This window comes from Kribbella ginsengisoli (genome assembly GCF_039537185.1).
GTDB classification, from domain to species: Bacteria; Actinomycetota; Actinomycetes; order Propionibacteriales; family Kribbellaceae; genus Kribbella; species Kribbella koreensis.
Genome location: NZ_BAABAA010000002.1, coordinates 1,250,032 through 1,265,410, shown reverse-complemented (window position 1 = coordinate 1,265,410; position 15,379 = coordinate 1,250,032). Strand labels below are relative to the sequence as shown.

The 15,379-nt window shown below is 68.1% G+C and carries 14 protein-coding genes; 5 read left to right on the top strand and 9 right to left on the bottom strand.

The window, feature by feature from the left end:
- The first annotated feature begins 132 nt into the window (after positions 1-132).
- A complete protein-coding gene (locus ABD768_RS13490; protein ID WP_344840664.1) occupies positions 133-1,146 on the top strand; it encodes a LacI family DNA-binding transcriptional regulator in 1,014 nt (337 codons plus the stop codon).
- Positions 1,147-1,249: 103 nt separating this feature from the next.
- On the opposite strand, the gene ABD768_RS13485 is transcribed toward ABD768_RS13490, so the two are convergent.
- The 4 genes from ABD768_RS13485 to ABD768_RS13470 all read right to left on the bottom strand — a co-directional run bounded on the left by ABD768_RS13485 (position 1,250) and on the right by ABD768_RS13470 (position 5,360).
- Positions 1,250-3,355, bottom strand: coding sequence for a molybdopterin-dependent oxidoreductase (locus tag ABD768_RS13485; protein ID WP_344840662.1), 2,106 nt, complete (start codon positions 3,353-3,355; stop codon positions 1,250-1,252).
- A 32-nt stretch (positions 3,356-3,387) separates the two neighbouring features.
- Positions 3,388-3,906: a P-loop nucleotide/nucleoside kinase family protein gene (locus ABD768_RS13480; protein WP_343975244.1), complete on the bottom strand. Its 519-nt coding sequence runs from the start codon at positions 3,904-3,906 to the stop codon at positions 3,388-3,390.
- A 69-nt stretch (positions 3,907-3,975) separates the two neighbouring features.
- On the bottom strand, positions 3,976-4,764 hold the full coding sequence (locus ABD768_RS13475) for an Imm49 family immunity protein (protein WP_344840661.1): 789 nt from the start codon (positions 4,762-4,764) through the stop codon (positions 3,976-3,978).
- Positions 4,761-5,360, bottom strand: a complete 600-nt coding sequence (locus ABD768_RS13470) for a TetR/AcrR family transcriptional regulator (RefSeq protein WP_344840659.1) — start codon at positions 5,358-5,360, stop codon at positions 4,761-4,763. Before ABD768_RS13470 ends, ABD768_RS13475 begins: the two co-directional genes overlap by 4 nt.
- Positions 5,361-5,438: 78 nt before the next feature.
- Here ABD768_RS13470 and ABD768_RS13465 point away from each other — a divergent pair, with 78 nt between their 5' ends.
- Genes ABD768_RS13465 through ABD768_RS13455 form a run of 3 tightly spaced genes read left to right on the top strand, consistent with a single transcriptional unit; the run spans position 5,439 to position 7,283 of the window.
- Positions 5,439-6,053, top strand: coding sequence for a 2TM domain-containing protein (locus tag ABD768_RS13465; RefSeq protein WP_344840658.1), 615 nt, complete (start codon positions 5,439-5,441; stop codon positions 6,051-6,053).
- Positions 5,990-6,628: a Pr6Pr family membrane protein gene (locus ABD768_RS13460; protein WP_343975260.1), complete on the top strand. Its 639-nt coding sequence runs from the start codon at positions 5,990-5,992 to the stop codon at positions 6,626-6,628. Before ABD768_RS13465 ends, ABD768_RS13460 begins: the two co-directional genes overlap by 64 nt.
- Before the next feature lie 7 nt (positions 6,629-6,635).
- Positions 6,636-7,283 carry a class I SAM-dependent methyltransferase gene (locus ABD768_RS13455; protein ID WP_343975263.1) on the top strand — a complete coding sequence of 216 codons (648 nt, stop codon included), beginning with the start codon at positions 6,636-6,638 and terminating at the stop codon, positions 7,281-7,283.
- A gap of 88 nt (positions 7,284-7,371) precedes the next feature.
- On the opposite strand, the gene ABD768_RS13450 is transcribed toward ABD768_RS13455, so the two are convergent.
- Entirely contained in the window at positions 7,372-8,013 is a 642-nt protein-coding gene (locus tag ABD768_RS13450) for a transglycosylase family protein (RefSeq protein WP_343975266.1), read from the bottom strand.
- Between the two features lie 1,017 nt (positions 8,014-9,030).
- Here ABD768_RS13450 and ABD768_RS13445 point away from each other — a divergent pair.
- A complete protein-coding gene (locus tag ABD768_RS13445; protein ID WP_343975269.1) occupies positions 9,031-9,630 on the top strand; it encodes a response regulator transcription factor in 600 nt (199 codons plus the stop codon).
- A gap of 79 nt (positions 9,631-9,709) precedes the next feature.
- Here the strand turns inward: ABD768_RS13445 and ABD768_RS13440 are convergent, their stop codons facing one another.
- The 4 genes from ABD768_RS13440 to ABD768_RS13425 all read right to left on the bottom strand — a co-directional run bounded on the left by ABD768_RS13440 (position 9,710) and on the right by ABD768_RS13425 (position 15,376).
- On the bottom strand, positions 9,710-11,398 hold the full coding sequence (locus tag ABD768_RS13440) for an ABC transporter ATP-binding protein (RefSeq protein ID WP_344840654.1): 1,689 nt from the start codon (positions 11,396-11,398) through the stop codon (positions 9,710-9,712).
- Positions 11,395-13,092: an ABC transporter ATP-binding protein gene (locus tag ABD768_RS13435; protein ID WP_344840652.1), complete on the bottom strand. Its 1,698-nt coding sequence runs from the start codon at positions 13,090-13,092 to the stop codon at positions 11,395-11,397. The genes ABD768_RS13440 and ABD768_RS13435 overlap by 4 nt, the downstream gene beginning before the upstream one ends.
- A gap of 28 nt (positions 13,093-13,120) precedes the next feature.
- Complete coding sequence (locus ABD768_RS13430) at positions 13,121-15,088, bottom strand: prolyl oligopeptidase family serine peptidase (RefSeq protein WP_344840650.1); 1,968 nt, start codon at positions 15,086-15,088, stop codon at positions 13,121-13,123.
- A 150-nt stretch (positions 15,089-15,238) separates the two neighbouring features.
- Positions 15,239-15,376, bottom strand: a complete 138-nt coding sequence (locus tag ABD768_RS13425) for a SapB/AmfS family lanthipeptide (RefSeq protein WP_012924049.1) — start codon at positions 15,374-15,376, stop codon at positions 15,239-15,241.
- Positions 15,377-15,379: the final 3 nt, after the last annotated feature.

Sequence of the window (15,379 nt, the reverse complement as noted above, 5' to 3'; positions counted from 1 at the left end):
ATGTTTGATCAAATGATTGCGGAGGGTGGTGGAGAGCGTTTACCTGGAGACAGGGAGTACACGGTGGTCGCAGAATGGGGGCTTACCGGACCGCCCGTCACGGTTCGGACCGCCCGTTCGAAGGAGGCCATCGTGCCCCGAATCACGATCAAGGAGATTGCCCGACGGGCCGGCGTCTCCAAAGGCGCGGTGTCGTACGCGCTGAACAACCAGCCGGGGGTCAGTGAGGCCACCCGGGCTCGTGTGCTCAAGGTCGCCGAGGAACTGGAGTGGGTGCCCAACCGGGCGGCGCGGCAGTTGTCGGCCGCGCGCAGTGAGACGTTCGGACTGGTGCTGGCCCGGACCGCCAAGACCCTGAGTGAGGAACCGTTCTACATGGGCTTCGTCGGTGGCGTGGAGTCCGTGCTGAGCGACCGGTCGTACGCGCTCGCTCTCCAGGTCGTACCGGACCTGGCCGACGAGATGGCGACCTACCGCAAGTGGGCCGCCGAGCGACGGGTCGACGGAGTGCTCGTCGTCGATCTGCGGGTCGACGATCCGCGGATTCCGTTGCTGCGCAAGCTCGAACTGCCCGCGGTGCTGGTCGGGGACCCAGCACTCGCGGACGGGTTGGCGTGCGTGTGGACCGACGGTACGACGGCGATGTACGCCGCCGTCGAACACGTCGCATCGCTCGGCCACCGGTCGATCGCCCGGGTGGCCGGGCCGCCCGAACACGGTCACGTCTGGATCCGCGACCAGGCGTTTGCCGCGGTGAGCCGGCGACTCGGGCTGGAGGAGCACGTCGTACACACCGACTTCTCCGGTGAGGGAGGCGCTGCCGCGACGCGGGAGCTGCTGGCCGGCAAGGACCGTCCGACGGCGATCATCTACGACAACGACCTGATGGCCGTGGCCGGTCTGTCGGTGGTGAACGAGCTCGGGCTGCGTTCGCCGGCCGATGTCACGCTGGTCGCCTGGGACGACTCGACCCTGTGCCGGCTGACCCATCCGACGCTGACCGCGATGAGCCACAACATCGTTGCCTACGGCGCCGAGGTCGCCCATCGCCTGTTCGACCTGCTGGACGGCGCGATGCCGCAGTCGCACCTCTACTCCACGCCCGCGCTGGTCGTGCGCGGCAGCTCGGGGCCGCCACCCGCCTGAAGTTCCGGTACGGAAGTGGTGACCTTGAACACGAAGTGGTGACCGCGGACATCGCATTTCATGTCCGAGGTCACCGGATGGTGTTCAAGGTCGCCGGAGTGGGTCAGTTGGGTGGGGCGGCCGTCACCTTGACCGGTACGCCGTTCAGGGCAGCGGTTCCCGCAACGGGGTCAGTGAGCGCGCTGTCCGTGATGTCGTTGACGCTCGCGCCGGCGACCTGGTTGGCGACGGACAGCTGCGCGCCCTTCCGGCCATGCCCGAAGCCGTGCGGAAGGCTGACCACCCCCGGCATCATGTCGTTGCTAGAGGCAACTTCGACCGAGATGGTGCCGGCGGCCGAGGTGATGTCCACCAGCTGCCCGTCCGACAGTTGGCGGGCCTTCAGATCCGACGGGTTCATCAGCAGTTGGTGGCGCGGCTTGCCCTTCACCAGGCGGGCCGAGTTGTGCATCCAGGAGTTGTTGCTGCGCAGGTGCCGCCGCCCGATCAGCAGCAGCCCGTCGTCCAGGGCATCCGAGAACAGCGCGGTGAAAGCGCGTGGCAGATCATCGAGGATCATCGCCGGGGCCAGGTCGATGCGTTTGGTCTTCGTATAGAGCCGACCAGGCAGCGCCGGTTGCAGCGGCCCGAGATCCACCCCGCCGACGGACTTTCGCAGCTTGCGTACGGACAACCGGTAAGGCCCGATCCGCAATCCAAGATCGACGATGCGCCGCGGCGACAGACGCAGTCGCGCGGCAGCGAGCAGCTTCTGCCGATTGAGACCGGGGGAACCCAGCAACGCAAGCCCCAGCCCCCGGAAGATCTCCCAGTCGTGCCGGGACTCCGACGGCCGCGGCAGCACGGCGTCGTTCCACCGCGCAGTGTTCCGTACTGCGAGTTGGTGGAACGCCAAGTCGTAGTGCTCCCGCTCGAGTGGCGGCGTCGGCGGCAGGATCACGTCGGCATGCCGTGTCGTCTCGTTGATGTACGGATCGATCGACACCATGAAGTCCAGCGTCGGCAACGCCTCGTCCAGCCGCCGTCCGTTGGGAGTCGACAGCACCGGGTTGCCGGCGATCGTCACCATCGCGCGGATCTGCCCGTCGCCCGGCGTCAGGATCTCCTCGGCCATCGCCGACGCCGGCAGCTCGCCACCGAACTCCGGCAGCGACCGCACCCGGCTCCTCCAGACACCGATGTGCCCGCGCCCGATCCCACGCAACGTATCGACCGCCGGCCGCGGGAACATCGACCCACCCGGCCGATCGAGGTTGCCGGTGATGATGTTGAGCACCTGCACGGCCCACTGGCAGATCGCCCCGAACTGCTGCGTCGACACCCCGAGCCGCCCGTAACAAGCAGCCTTGTCAGCGGCCGCGAACTCCCGTGCCAGCCGCCGGATATCCTCCGCCGCAATCCCCGTCACCCCAGCTGCCCGCTCCGGCGTCCACTCCCGCGTCACCTCTTCGACGGTCTCGAGACCATCGACGTACGGAGCCACCTCAGTAACCCCGTCGGCCAGGATGACGTGAATCAACGCCAGCAGAAAAGCAGCATCCGTACCCGGCCGGACGAACTGATGTTCATCGGCCACCGCCGCCGTCTCGGTCCGTCGTGGATCGATCACCACGACCCGCCCGCCCCGCTTCTGTACCTCCTTGAGCCGCCGTCCGAAGCCGGGCGCCGTCATCATGCTGCCGTTGGACGCGAGCGGATTCGCGCCGAGCATCAGCAGGTACGACGTCCGGTCGATGTCGGCGACCGGGACCATCAGTTGATGCCCGTAGAGCAGATGGACCGCGAGCATGTGCGGCAGTTGGTCGACCGACGTCGCGCTGAACCTGTTGCGCGTCTTCAGCAGCCGGACCACGGTCGGCATGTGGGTCATCGCGCCGACGCTGTGCACGTTCGGGTTGCCGAGATAGACGCCGATCGAGTTCCGGCCGGATTCCTGTTGGACCGCTCGCAGCCGGGTCGCGACGAGCGTGTACGCCTCGTCCCAGCTGAGCTCTTGCCAGCCGGTGGCGGTCCGGCGTACCGGCTGGGTGAGGCGGTCGGGGTCGTCCTGGAGGTCGCGCAGCGCGACGGCCTTCGGGCAGATGTGTCCGCGGGACAGCGGATCCGCCTCGTCGCCGCGGATGTCGGTGACACGGCCGCTCTCGACGGTCACGAGCACACCGCAGATGGCCTCACACAGGTTGCACGAAGTACGCCGTACGGTCGCCATCCAGCCAAACTACTCTGGAGTAGCGACGCCGACTACTCGAACTTGGCCTCGTCGAGTCGGCCGAGGATGGCGTCGACGGTCTCGTGCGGGGAGAGGTCGGAGTTGTCCAGCCAGAGGCCGCGGCGCGGGCTGAAGGCGTGCAGTTCGTAGTCGAGCTCGTCGACCGAATGCTCGTGCCCGTAGCCGAGCCGGTCGTGGATCACGTCGGGGCGCGGAGTGAGGACGACCAGATAGCGCGGCCGGGTCTCGATACCGTCGAGGAACTCGCGCAGCAGCTCGCCGATCACGACATCCTCGAGTACCACCGTGAAGCCGCCCTGCGCATAGCTGTCGGCGACTTGGCAGGCGATCCGGTAGCGCAGCTTGAGTTGCTTCTGCGCTTCCTCGCCGTTGTCGGTCGCGGCCGAGGCCCGGCCGCTGACGATCATCCGGCGGAAGACATCACCGTGCAGATGGACGCCGTACTGGAATCGTTCGGCGAGCAGTTGGGAGACAGTGGATTTCCCTGCCGCCATGATCCCGCTGACGACGATCACCCCCTCGGTCTCCATGTAGGGGATCGTGCCACGCAGGACAACCTTTTAGTCAGGGTTCAGCGAATCTTCTCGGCACCCGGCCGATCACCGAACGAGACACTCCGGCAGGTACTCCGACCTGACGGCGAAGGCGATCCCACGTTGCCGCGCGATGGCCGCCAGGCAGACCGGCCCGAACGCGACGAACCCGAGCGGGTCCCGCGCGTTGGATTCACCCGGGTTGGCCTCGCAGTTCTCGTACCAATGCCGGTGCGACCCCAGTGTCGCGACGAGCTGCTCCTCGAACCCTCCGTCGAGCACTGCCTGGGCGAGCTTCAGCAGCGGCAACTCGATGTGCTCGTTCCACGGACCGAGCAGACAGTGGCTGAGATCGAGCTCCTCGATCGCCGACCGCAGCAGCTCACCCGCATGCGGATCGCCGGTGACCAGCGCATGAAAGGCGTGCAGCACCGTCGAGTGGCCGAGGCCGGCGGCGGTCAGCTCCAGCGACTGCTGATCGTCGAATGCTGCTGCTCCCAGCGCCGCGAGCTTCTCCAGGAAGCCGGGATCGCGTCGTTCGGTAGCGCGGTCGAGCTCCACCTCCTGCCCGGCGAGAGTGACCGTGAAGGTACCCGGACCGGCCGCTTGTCTCGCCAGGGTGGCGGCACCGCTACGGACGTACAGCTCGAAGAGATCAGTCAGCCGCTCGTCGTCCGGGGTGAGCAGCTGGCGCAAGCCCAGCTCCTTGGCGGCGTCGGTCATGACGAGCTTCACGTGCTGGGGCCGGGTGCCCAATGCTTCGATCTGCCACTCGAGTGGGTCCAGGTCGTCCAGGTACTCCTGGAACCAGGTGAGGTCGTCGCGTGGGCCGTGGCGGTCGATGGTGACGGTCACGGCTGGAGTTCTACCAGGTGTCTGCGGAGGATCTCCCGTACGCGGTCCGGGGTGCTGGCGGTGGGATCGACCGCTGCGTGCAGGGAGAGGCCGTCGATCAGGGCGTGCAGACGGTCGGTCTCCAGATCGATCCGCAGGTCCGGGCGGAGGACGCCGGCCTCGGACAGGGAGCTGAGCAGGGAGGCGCAGAGGTCGCGGAGGCCTTGGTGGACCGGGGCGAGGACTTCGCGGAGGCCGCCGGCGCCGGACTCGGCTTGGGCCTGGGCGATGAAGGAGAGCCAGATGTCGAACTCGGCCTGCCGTTCGGGGTCGAGCGGGATCACCTCCTCCAGGAAGCGCAGTACGACGTCGGTCAGCGGGCCGGTGGTGTCGAGCGCCCTGATCCGGTCGCCGACCCGGCGGGAGACCAGGTCCATCGCGAACGCGATCAGGCCGGCCTGGTCGGGGAAGTAGTAGCGGACCGCGCCGGCGGACCAGCCGGCCTCGGCGGCGACGGAGCGCACCGACGCCGCGCGGATCCCGTCGCGGCGGACCACCCGCCAGAGCGCCTGGGCGATCTCCTCGCGGCGGGTGTCGTGGTCGACGATCTTCGGCATCTGCCCTTTTTAGCACAACCGTGTTAGAGTCGATCATATAAACACAAGCGTATGAAATAAACGGAGGGGTGAATCCTTGTGCTGCTCGCTGTGATCGCCGGCTGTGAGATCGGCTTCTGGGTCCTGCTCGCCGCCGGGATGACGTCCCGCTATCTGCTGCGCCTGCCGCGGCTGGGCATGGTGCTGCTCGCGATGGTCCCGCTGGTGGACGTGGTGATGCTGGTCGCGAGCGTGATCGACATCCGGTCCGGTGGGGAGCCGGCGTTCAAGCACTCGCTGGCCGCGATCTTCATCGGGGTCAGCGTCGGCTTCGGTCATCGGAGCCTGAAGTGGGCGGACGGCTGGGCGGCGTACAAGTTCGCCGGCGGGCCGCGGCCGCTCAAGCCGAAGAAGGGGACCCGCGAGAAGGCGCGACACGAGCGTTCCGGCTGGTATCACCACCTGCTCGCGTACGCCGTCGGAGTCGGCGTGATGATCGCGCTCGGCCTGCTGTCCGGCAAGGGGTTCGACGCGCTGCTCGGCCCGGCCTGGACCTGGACGATCGTGCTGGTGATCGACGGCTTCGTCTCGTTCAGCTACAGCGGTGCGACCTCCCCGTCTGACCCACCTGGAAGCCGTACATTGCCACCATGCGAAAGCAAGGACGGATCTGGTCCGGAGTCACGGCACTCATCGTCTTCCTGGGTGTCCTGATCCAGTTGCTGGTCACCGCGACTTCGAGCGGGGACGGCTTCTACAAAGAGAATCCCGAGCGGGTTCTGAATGTCTTCGCCTACTTCACGATCCAGTCCAACCTGTTGCTCGGCGGGACGTGCCTGCTGCTCGCGCTCGGCCGTGGCGGCGACGGCACGCTGTTCAAGACGCTCCGGCTCAACGGCGTGCTCTGCATCGCGGTGACCGGGATCGTGTACCACCTGGTGCTCGCCGGCAGCGACAGCTTGTCCGGCTGGGCGTGGGTCGCGAACCTGCTGGTCCATACGGCCACTCCGCTGCTCGGCGTACTGGGGTGGTTGCTGACCGGCCCGCGCGGGCAGACCGACGGCCGGATCGTGGCGTGGTCGATCGTCTATCCGCTGCTCTGGGTGGCGTTCACGCTGATCCGCGGCGAGGGGACGGGCTTCTATCCGTACCCGTTCATCGACGTCGGCCTGCACGGCTACGGCAGGGTCCTGCTGAACTGTCTGTTCGTCGCGCTACTGTTCCTCGCTCTGGCAGCCGGGGCCACCCTTCTCGACCGCCGGCTCAGCAGGCAATCCGTCGAGAGGTAGTGCCCACGTGTTGGTGACATCTCGCTCGTACGCCGAGTACGAGGCGATGTTCGATTTGACCGAGTTACCCGATTCGATCCTCGACTGTTGCGCGGGCGGTTCGAGTTTCACCGCCGAGGCGGCCGCCCGGGGCGTCGACGCCGTCGCGGTCGACCAGGCCTACGAGCTGCCGACGCCGGAGCTCGTCGACACGGTACGCCGCAGCCTGCCGCAGGGCGCGCAGATCGTCGACCAGCACGCGGCCAGCTTCGTCTGGCATTGGTACGGCGATCCGGGCCGCAAGGACGATCTGCGGATCGAGGCCGCGGACCGGTTCCTGCAGGACGTGACCACGGCGCCCGAGCGGTACGTCGCGGGCAGCCTGCCGGAGTTGCCGTTCGAGGACGGGCGGTTCGATCTGGTGCTGTGCTCGCACCTGCTCTTCACCTGGGCCGACAAGTACGACCGCGACTGGCATCTCGCCGCGTTGAAGGAACTCGTCCGGGTCAGCCGTTCCGAAGTACGGATCTTCCCGCTCGTCCAGCAGGGTGCCGGCGATGCGGTCCCGTACTTGCCCGACCTGCTGGACGACTTGCGGCCGGTGCGATCGGAGATCCGCAAGGTGCCGTACGAGTTCCAGGTCGGCGCGGACCAGATGCTGGTCCTGAACCGCTGATTCCGAACCGCTGGTTCCGAACCGCTGAGAGGACTGCGGCCGCGGGCGAGGGTTGGGGTCTGCCCGCGGGCCGCAGTAGCTCAGAGGGTCAGCGCAGGTACTTCCCGCAGACCGGCCACGGGGAGGCGCCACGCTGGGCGTAGAGCTTCTTGGCGCGCATGAGCTGCTCGGCCGCCGACGCCTTGGTCGGATTGCCGGTGCCGCCGACGCTGCGCCAGGTCTGCAGGTCGAACTGGAACAGGCCGTAGTAGCCCGCCGGGTTCACGGCCTTGGGGTTGCCGCTGGACTCGCAGTTGGCCACCTTGGCCCAGGCGCCACTGAGGTTCGCATTGCCGCTGCCGGTCGAGGGGCGATCGTTCGAGCGGGTCGGGCGAGCCTTGTACTTCTTCTTGTGGATCGTGGACTTCTTGACCGTCCGGGTCTTGTGCACGACCCGCTTCTTCTCGGTCTGCCGGACGGCGGTCGCGGTCACGCCGTCGAGCTTGAGGGTCTGACCGATCAGGATCAGGTCCGGGTTCTTCAGGTTGTTGAGCTTGGCGAGCTGGTGCCAGTCGGCGCCGTTGGCCTGGGCGATCTCCGACAGCGTGTCACCGGCCTTCACCTTGTAGTCGGCGGCGAACGCGCCACCCGCTCCTGCGGCGGTGATCCCGGCGCCGAGGCCGGCGATCGAGAGGGTCCGGACTACCCGGCGGGTACTTCGCCGGGGGCGGGCATGTCGTGCTTTGGACATCAGGGTTCTGCTCCTCATGAGCTGGGCATGGTGGATTTCTCAGCCCGGATGATTCAGCCGCGTTGCGCACTTGCCCCGAGAACCAGCGCTCCGGGCAAGTGCGGCCGGAGTGAGGTGAAGGTGGACGTCACCTGGGTGCGTGAGGCTCGGATCATCGGCCGCTCGAACAGCTACGGCCGTACCGGGCTCCGCAGTCTGGTGAGGTACCACTCCCTTCGGGGGTGCAGGGGACGGGCATCCGGGCAGATCACGAGACAGCGTCCGAATGATCACGCATCGGTAACGGTGATCGGCCCATCGTGCTCGAAGCAGCGCCGGAGCGCAAGAGGGATCAGCATTTCCGCAGAAGATTTCGCAGACTTCGAAGATCCCGAAAACCCAACAACAGAACGGTTTCCCACCGGAGAACGACCTGTTTCAGCAGCCTGCCCGCCCCCCGAGCGGCGACCTTGAACACCATCCGGTGACCTTGAACACGCTATTTCTTGTCCAAGCCCACCGCCGGCTGTTCGAGCCCACCGCCGGGTGTTCGAGCCCACCGCCGGCTGTTCAAGCCCACCGCCGGGTGTTCAAGCCCACCGCCGGGTGTTCGAGCCCACCAGTGGTGGGCTTGCTCGGCATCCGGCGACTGTGAACAGGAGGCGGTGGGCTTGAACACGTTATTGCTTGTTCAAGGTCGCCGTTTGGTGTTCAAGGTCGCCGCTTGGTGTTCAAGGTCGCCGCTCGGGGGCGAGGTTGCCATTTGGTGTTCAAAGTCGCTGCTTGGGGGGCGAGGTTGCCGGTTGGGGTTCAAAGTTGCCGGTTGGGGGGCGAGGTTGCCGGTTGGGGTGAGGGTGCCGGTGGTGGGGGTGGGCGGGTTGTGAGGGGCGTTCTCGGTGGGTGGACAAGCGCTTGCTTTGGGGGTGGGGGCGGATTTGTGCGTGCCCTCTGCCGTGTTCGCTCGTTGACCCAGGGACGGGACCGGGCCGACGCCTGGGCGGTGCCGTGCTGAGGCAATCGACGTGATGGGGGCGTGCGGTGATCCGAGTAGTCCTCGGCCACCGCGGCACGATGGTGCGAGGTGCACTGGCCGCGGTGTTGGCCCGAGAGAACGACCTGGACGTGGTGGCCGAGGTGGAGTCCTCGGACGAGGTGATGGTCGCGATCGGCCGGCGACCGCATGTGGTGCTGCTCGATCCGCAACTGCCCGGCAAGCTCGGGATCGAGGACTTGTGCCGCAAGCTGACCGGGCCCGGCGTGCTGGTGCTGATCGACCACGAGGCGATCGCCGCGACCAGCCTCGCGCTGGTCAAGCAGGCGCCGCGGATCGGGCTGATCGCGACGGACTCGTCGACCGACCAGCTGGCCGAGGCGGTTCGCGATGTGGCCAAGGGGTTGCCGGTGGTCGATGTCCGGCTGGCGGTCGCCGCGCTGAAGGCGGGTGACAATCCGCTCACCGACCGCGAGTGCGAAGTGCTCCGGCAGGTGACGACCGGCGCGACCGCGCAGGAGATCGCGCGGACGCTCAGCCTGAGCGCCGGCACCGTGCGGAACTACTTGTCCCGCATCCTCGCCAAGACGGGCGCGCGCAGCCGGATCGAGGCGATCCGCAAGGCCCAGGACGCCGGCTGGATCTGACGCCCAAGACGCAGGCTGGATCTGGCGGCTCGACGCCGGCTGGACTTGACGGCTCGGGACGCAGGCTGGATCTGGCGGCTCAGGATGCCGGCTGGATCTGGTCGGACGCGGGCTGCCAGTGGCCGAGGAGTTCGCGGTAGAGCGGTGAGGTCCGCAGCAGCGTCTGGTGGGTGCCGATCGCGGCCTTGTTGCCGTCCAGGACGAGGATGCGGCGAGCGCGCAACGCGGAACTGATCCGGTGCGCGATCACGATCAACGTGCCACCCCGCTTGGCGAAAGCCTCTTCCGCACGCCGCTCGGCCTCCGGATCGAGGAAACACGTCGCCTCGTCGAGGACGACCAACGGTGCGGGCGAGAGGTAGGCGCGAGCGAGCGCGATCAACTGCCGTTCGCCCGGCGACAGTTCGCCCGGTCGTACCCGGGCGCCGAAGCCGCCGAGCCGATCGACCAGCCGCCCGGCGCCGATGGCCTCGACGGCCTGGATGACCTCGGAGATCGTCGCGTCGGGCAGCAGGTAGGTGAGGTTCTCCATCAACGGTCCGCTGAAGACGTACGCCTCTTGCGGAATCAGTACCCGCGTCGCCGCCAGCCGCTCCACCGGTACTTCGCTGGGCGGTACGTCGCCGAGCGACACCCGGCCACTCGTCGGCGCGAGCATCCCGCAGACGAGTCCGGCCAGAGTCGACTTGCCGATGCCGCTCGGCCCCACCACGGCCAGATGCTCTCCCTCGGCCACGGTCAGGTCGAGCTCTTCGAGCACGGGATCCGCAGACGGTCCGTACGCGAAGGTCAAACCACGCAGGCGAAGCTGGTACCCGTTCACCTCATCGACTGGCCGCGGCTCGGGCGTCGGCGCCGCCGAATCGAGGATGCGGCCGAGCGTGATGACATACCGCAGCCCGCTCTCGCCAAGCGCACCCATCACGGTGCTCAACGCGGGTTGCAGGCCGACGAGCACGTAGGTGAGCCCACCGAGCAGCGTGCCGGTACTGATCCCGCGGCCGACCAGCCAAGGACCTGCGGCCATCAGGATCAGCAGCGGTGCCCAACCGCCGACCGCGAAGCACAACGTCCGCAGCGCGGCCACCTTCGCAAGGGACCGCTCGGCAGCCGCCTGTGCCTCGATCGGCTTCCCTACAAGGGCTTCGGCGAACTCTTCAGCCCCCGTGGCAGTGATGTCCCGTACGCCGCTGAACGTCATCCCCGCCGCCGTCGCCAACTCCTCATCGGCCTGCAACGACGCCCGCACCCGATCGGCCGCCATCCCGAGCACCGCCAGCGACAACGCAAAACCGATCAGGAACGGCGGTACGACGAACGCCGCGACCAAAGGCGCCAAGGACAGCAGCCCGACCAGTACTCCGAGCAGCGTGACGGCGAAGTTGCGGATCACCAGCACCAGGCCGGCGAAGGTGTCGCGGACGATCTCGACCTGGCGGTTGAGCCGGGCCACCGCTGCCTCGTCACCGGTTCGCAGGGCGCCGCCGACGACGCGGCGTACGAGGTCGTCTCGGAGCGGCTCGACGAGGTGGCCGAGGCGGCCGTAGACCTGGTGGGAGCCGGCGGCGCCGAAGCAGGCCGCTGCGATCAGGCCGCCGAGCCAGGCGATCCCTTGCCAGGCACGGCCGTCGAGGAAGTTGTCGGTGGCGTGGGCGACCGCGACACCGTAGACGGCCGTCGGGAGGATGTCGGGGATCGACCAGAGTGCGAGCTTGATCGTGGACCGCTTGCGGAGGGCCGCGGCGCCATAGCGGAGCTCTCGGTTCATCCGAAGACCTCGCGATAGTCGGCGTGCTGCCACAGCTCCTGGTGGGTGTCGACCGCGCGGACTCGACCGTTCTCGAGCCAGACGACGAGGTCGGCACGGGCGGCGGTCGCTGTGCGGTGGGTGACGATCAGGCGGGTTCGGCGGTGGCGGTCCTCGGTGAGGGTCTTGCTGATCTGCATCTCGGTCGCGGTGTCGAGGCTCGAGGTCGCGTCGTCGAGCACCAGTAGGCGGCTTGCGGGCCAGGCCCGGGCAAGGCCGAGGCGTTGGCGTTCACCGCCGGACATAGGGGCCTTGGGCAACGGAGTGAAGTAGCCCTCGGGGAGGCGGCTGACGAAGTCGTGCGCGTGGGTGGCGCGGGCCGCGGCCAAGGTCCGGACCGGGCCGACAGCGTCGTGCGAGATGGCATCCCCGACGGTCGTGCCGACCAGGGTCGGCCGCTCGAAGGCGCAGCCGACCGCAGTACGGAGGGCTTGCCGGTTGAGGGCCTGGATCGGTACGCCGTCCAGCAGGACCTGACCGAAATGGGGGTCGCGCAGGCGGGCGGCCAGGCCGGCCAGGATGGACTTGCCGGCGCCGCTGGGGCCGACCACTGCGACGGTCGCGCCGCCGGGGAGGTCGAGGTGGACATCCTGCAAGAGGGCTGACTCTTCGCCGAAGACGGTGACGCCGTCGAAGGTCAGGCGGCCGGGGCCGGGCGGTAGTTGGAGTAGCCCGTGGGTGACGGGGGTGATGGCGAAGACCTCGGCTGCGCGCTGGATGCCTGCGCGGGCTCGGGCGATCTCGCCGATCACGCCGGTGAGGCTGCCGAGTCCGGCGCCGAGTACGGCGTACTGGCTGGCGGCGAAGAGTTCGCCTGCGGTGATGTGGCCGTCGACGAGTTGGAGGCCGCCGACGGCCAGGACTGCGACCAGGACGAGCGGGCCGACGATGGCGGCTTGGGCGCCGGAGCGGGCGAGGACCTTCCAGGTCTCGAGGCCGTGCTTGTGGAGATCAGGGAGGAAACCGAGGATGCGGCGTTCTTCGCGGGCTGTGGTGCCGGCGGAGCTGATGGTGCGAAGGCCGGCTACTGCTTCGGTGAGGAGGGCGGAGATGCGGCCCTGGGTTTCCTGGTAGGCGAGGCTGAGCTCGGCGGTACGGCGGGCGAAGACGAAGAGGACGCCGATGACGAGGATGACGCCACCGAAGAAGGCGACGGCCAGCCAGGGGTCGATGAGGGCGAGGAGGACGAGGCTGCCGATCGGGGGTGCCATGGCGGCGACGGTGGTGACGGCGGCTGGGCCTGCTTGGGCGGCGTCGGAGGCATTGCCGGAGACGCGGCTGACGAGGTCGCCGGGGTCGAATTCACGGGTGCCTTCGGGCCCGCCGTTGACGACCTGGCTGACGAGTCTGTGCCGGAGCCAGGCGGTGGTACCGGCGACGCAGGCGGTACCGGCGAAGGCGTCGATCAAGCTGCAGGCGATTCCGGTGGTGATGAGTGCGGCGGCGATGGTGAACCACTTGCCGTAGTTGTCGCCAGCAACGATCGCGTCCACCGAATGCCCAAGCACAGAAGGCAAAGCAAGCGCCACGCCGCTACCAGCGAGAGCCGTCAGGCCGATCAGCGGCAACCACCCCCGCCCGTGCCGGGCGACAGCACCAAAGCTGGCGGGGCCGCCCCCATATGCCACGGGGCCACTGCGGAGTGACGTGGTCATCGGAGCAGTCCGCTGGGGTGGGTGGCGATCATCGGGTCAGCCCGGTGTGGTGGCCTAGGAAAGCGAGCATGTCTGCGGCTAGGCCTATGCCCTTGGAGGCAGAGCCCCCGGCGTGGCCGGTGTCCTGTTCGAAGCGGAGGAGGACGGGGTGGGTGCCTTCGGTGGCGTGTTGGAGGGCGGCGCACATCTTCCTTGCATGCAAGGGATCTACGCGGGTGTCGCCGCCGAAGACGGTGAAGAGGACGGCGGGGTACTTCACGCCGGGCCGCACTCGGTGGTACGGCGAGTAGGACAGCAGGTTCGCCAGCGCCGCGGGATCGGCGGCTGAGCCGAACTCCGGCACCCAACTTGCGCCGAGGCCGGAGTGTTCGTAGCGGACCATGTCGAGCAAGGGGGCAGAGAGGACCGCGGCGGCGAAGAGTTCTGGGCGCTGAGTGATGGCGGCGCCGACCAGGAGACCGCCGTTGGACTCGCCGCAGAGGGCCAGTTGATCGGGAGTGGTCCAGCCTTCGGCAATCAGCGTCTCGGCAGCGGCGAGGTAGTCGTCGAAGACGTTCTGCTTCTGGTCGAGCATGCCGGCCTTGTGCCAGTCGTCGCCGCGTTCGCCGCCCCCGCGCAGCGTCGCCGTGACGAAGATGCCACCGGCCGCCACCCAGGCGAGCGCGAAGGCCGAGTACGTCGGGGTCAACGACTGCCCGAAACCGCCATATCCGTAGAGGATTGCGGGCCGTGGACCGTGCTCGCCAGGCTTGCCGACGATGAGCATCTGCAGCTCGGTACCGTCCGGTGAAGTGAAGTCGACCTGCCGCGAGTCCGCGTCGGCGACACCGATCGCGCCCGGCGGTGGCGACCAGAGAGTCGTCTGGTGTGAGGTCGCGTCGTACTGGTAGACGGCTGACGGCGTGACGCTGTCGGTGTAGGAGAACCAGACCTGGTTGTCGCCCTCCGGACGGCTGGCCAGCGAGCCCACCGAGCCGACGCCGGGCAACGGGACATCATCCAGGTACCGCCCGGTGACCAGGTCGTGGATCGCGATCTCACCAATGGCGTTCCGGGTCCGCCCGACCAGCACCACCTTGTCGAGGATGGCCAGACTGCTCAACGGCGCGTCCGGATCGGCGGGGACGAAGTCGTGCCAGACGGCCGGATCCTCGGGATCGCCGACGCAGATCTTCCCGGTCGGCGCATCGCGGGTCGTCACGACGTACAAGCGCCCCTCGCGGCCCACCGACATCACGGTGATCGCGTCGACGCCCTGCTGGACGACCGCCGGCGGACGGTCCGTGGTGAGGTCGGCGAGCCAGAGATCGTTCGCGGTCCCACGCGCCGCCGAGATCGTCAGCCATCGCCCATCGGCACTCAGATCCAGCCCGTACGCCGCTTCGCCGGGAAGTACCCGCTCGTCGTCGGACTGGCCGACCTCATGCCGTAGTACCTGCCGGAATCGTACGTAGTAGAAGGACTTCCCATCCGGCAGCCAAGCGACAGGGGAGTAGCGGCAGCCATCGAGCGGACCGTCGACGACCGTGCCGGTGGCGACGTCGAGGACGTGCAGAATCGACTGTTCGTCGCCACCTCGGGAGATCTGGAAAGCGAGGAGGGATCCGTCAGGAGACGGCTGCCAGCTGTCGAGCGTGGTGCGGCCGGTCGGGTCGAGCTGCTGCGGGTCGAGCAGGACCGCGTCATCGACGTACAGGACCGGATGTTCCTGCGCGGCGGAGCGGCGAACGACGAAGCAGTGGTCGCCTCGCCAGACAGGAGTGGAGACGGAACCGACGCTGGACAGGGCTCGGACCCGGTTGCGGAGCTTGTACCGCCCGGGGAGCGTGGTCGCGTGGTTCAGCCAGAGCTGGTCCTGGATCGCCTGCCAGGCCTTGGTTTGCGGCGTAGCGGCGTCTTCCAGCCAGCGATACGGATCGGGGATCGCGTGGCCGTGCAGGTGATCGACGAGCGGCTGCCGCTCGGCATCGGGGTAGCTGAGGTCGAGGTCGTGCACGGGTGCCTCCTCCCGTCGCGGGCAGACCAGGGGTAACGCAGGTTCGGCCCTGGGTGGGAATGCTGCCCACCCAGGGCCCCCGGAACCTGAGGTTCACGCCGCCTTGGTCATCACTCACCGACGTCCGGCGGCGCTGCCTCGTTGCCCGAATCAGTGGCAGAGCAGAAGGCTCAGGTTGCTCGGACGCTGGGAACCGCAGCCGAGAACGGTCAGCGTGGAACCACCGTGGTGGTGGCCGCCGTGGCCGTAGCCGGGGGTCTCCAGACCCTGAAGGTCGAGAAGTGCCATTTG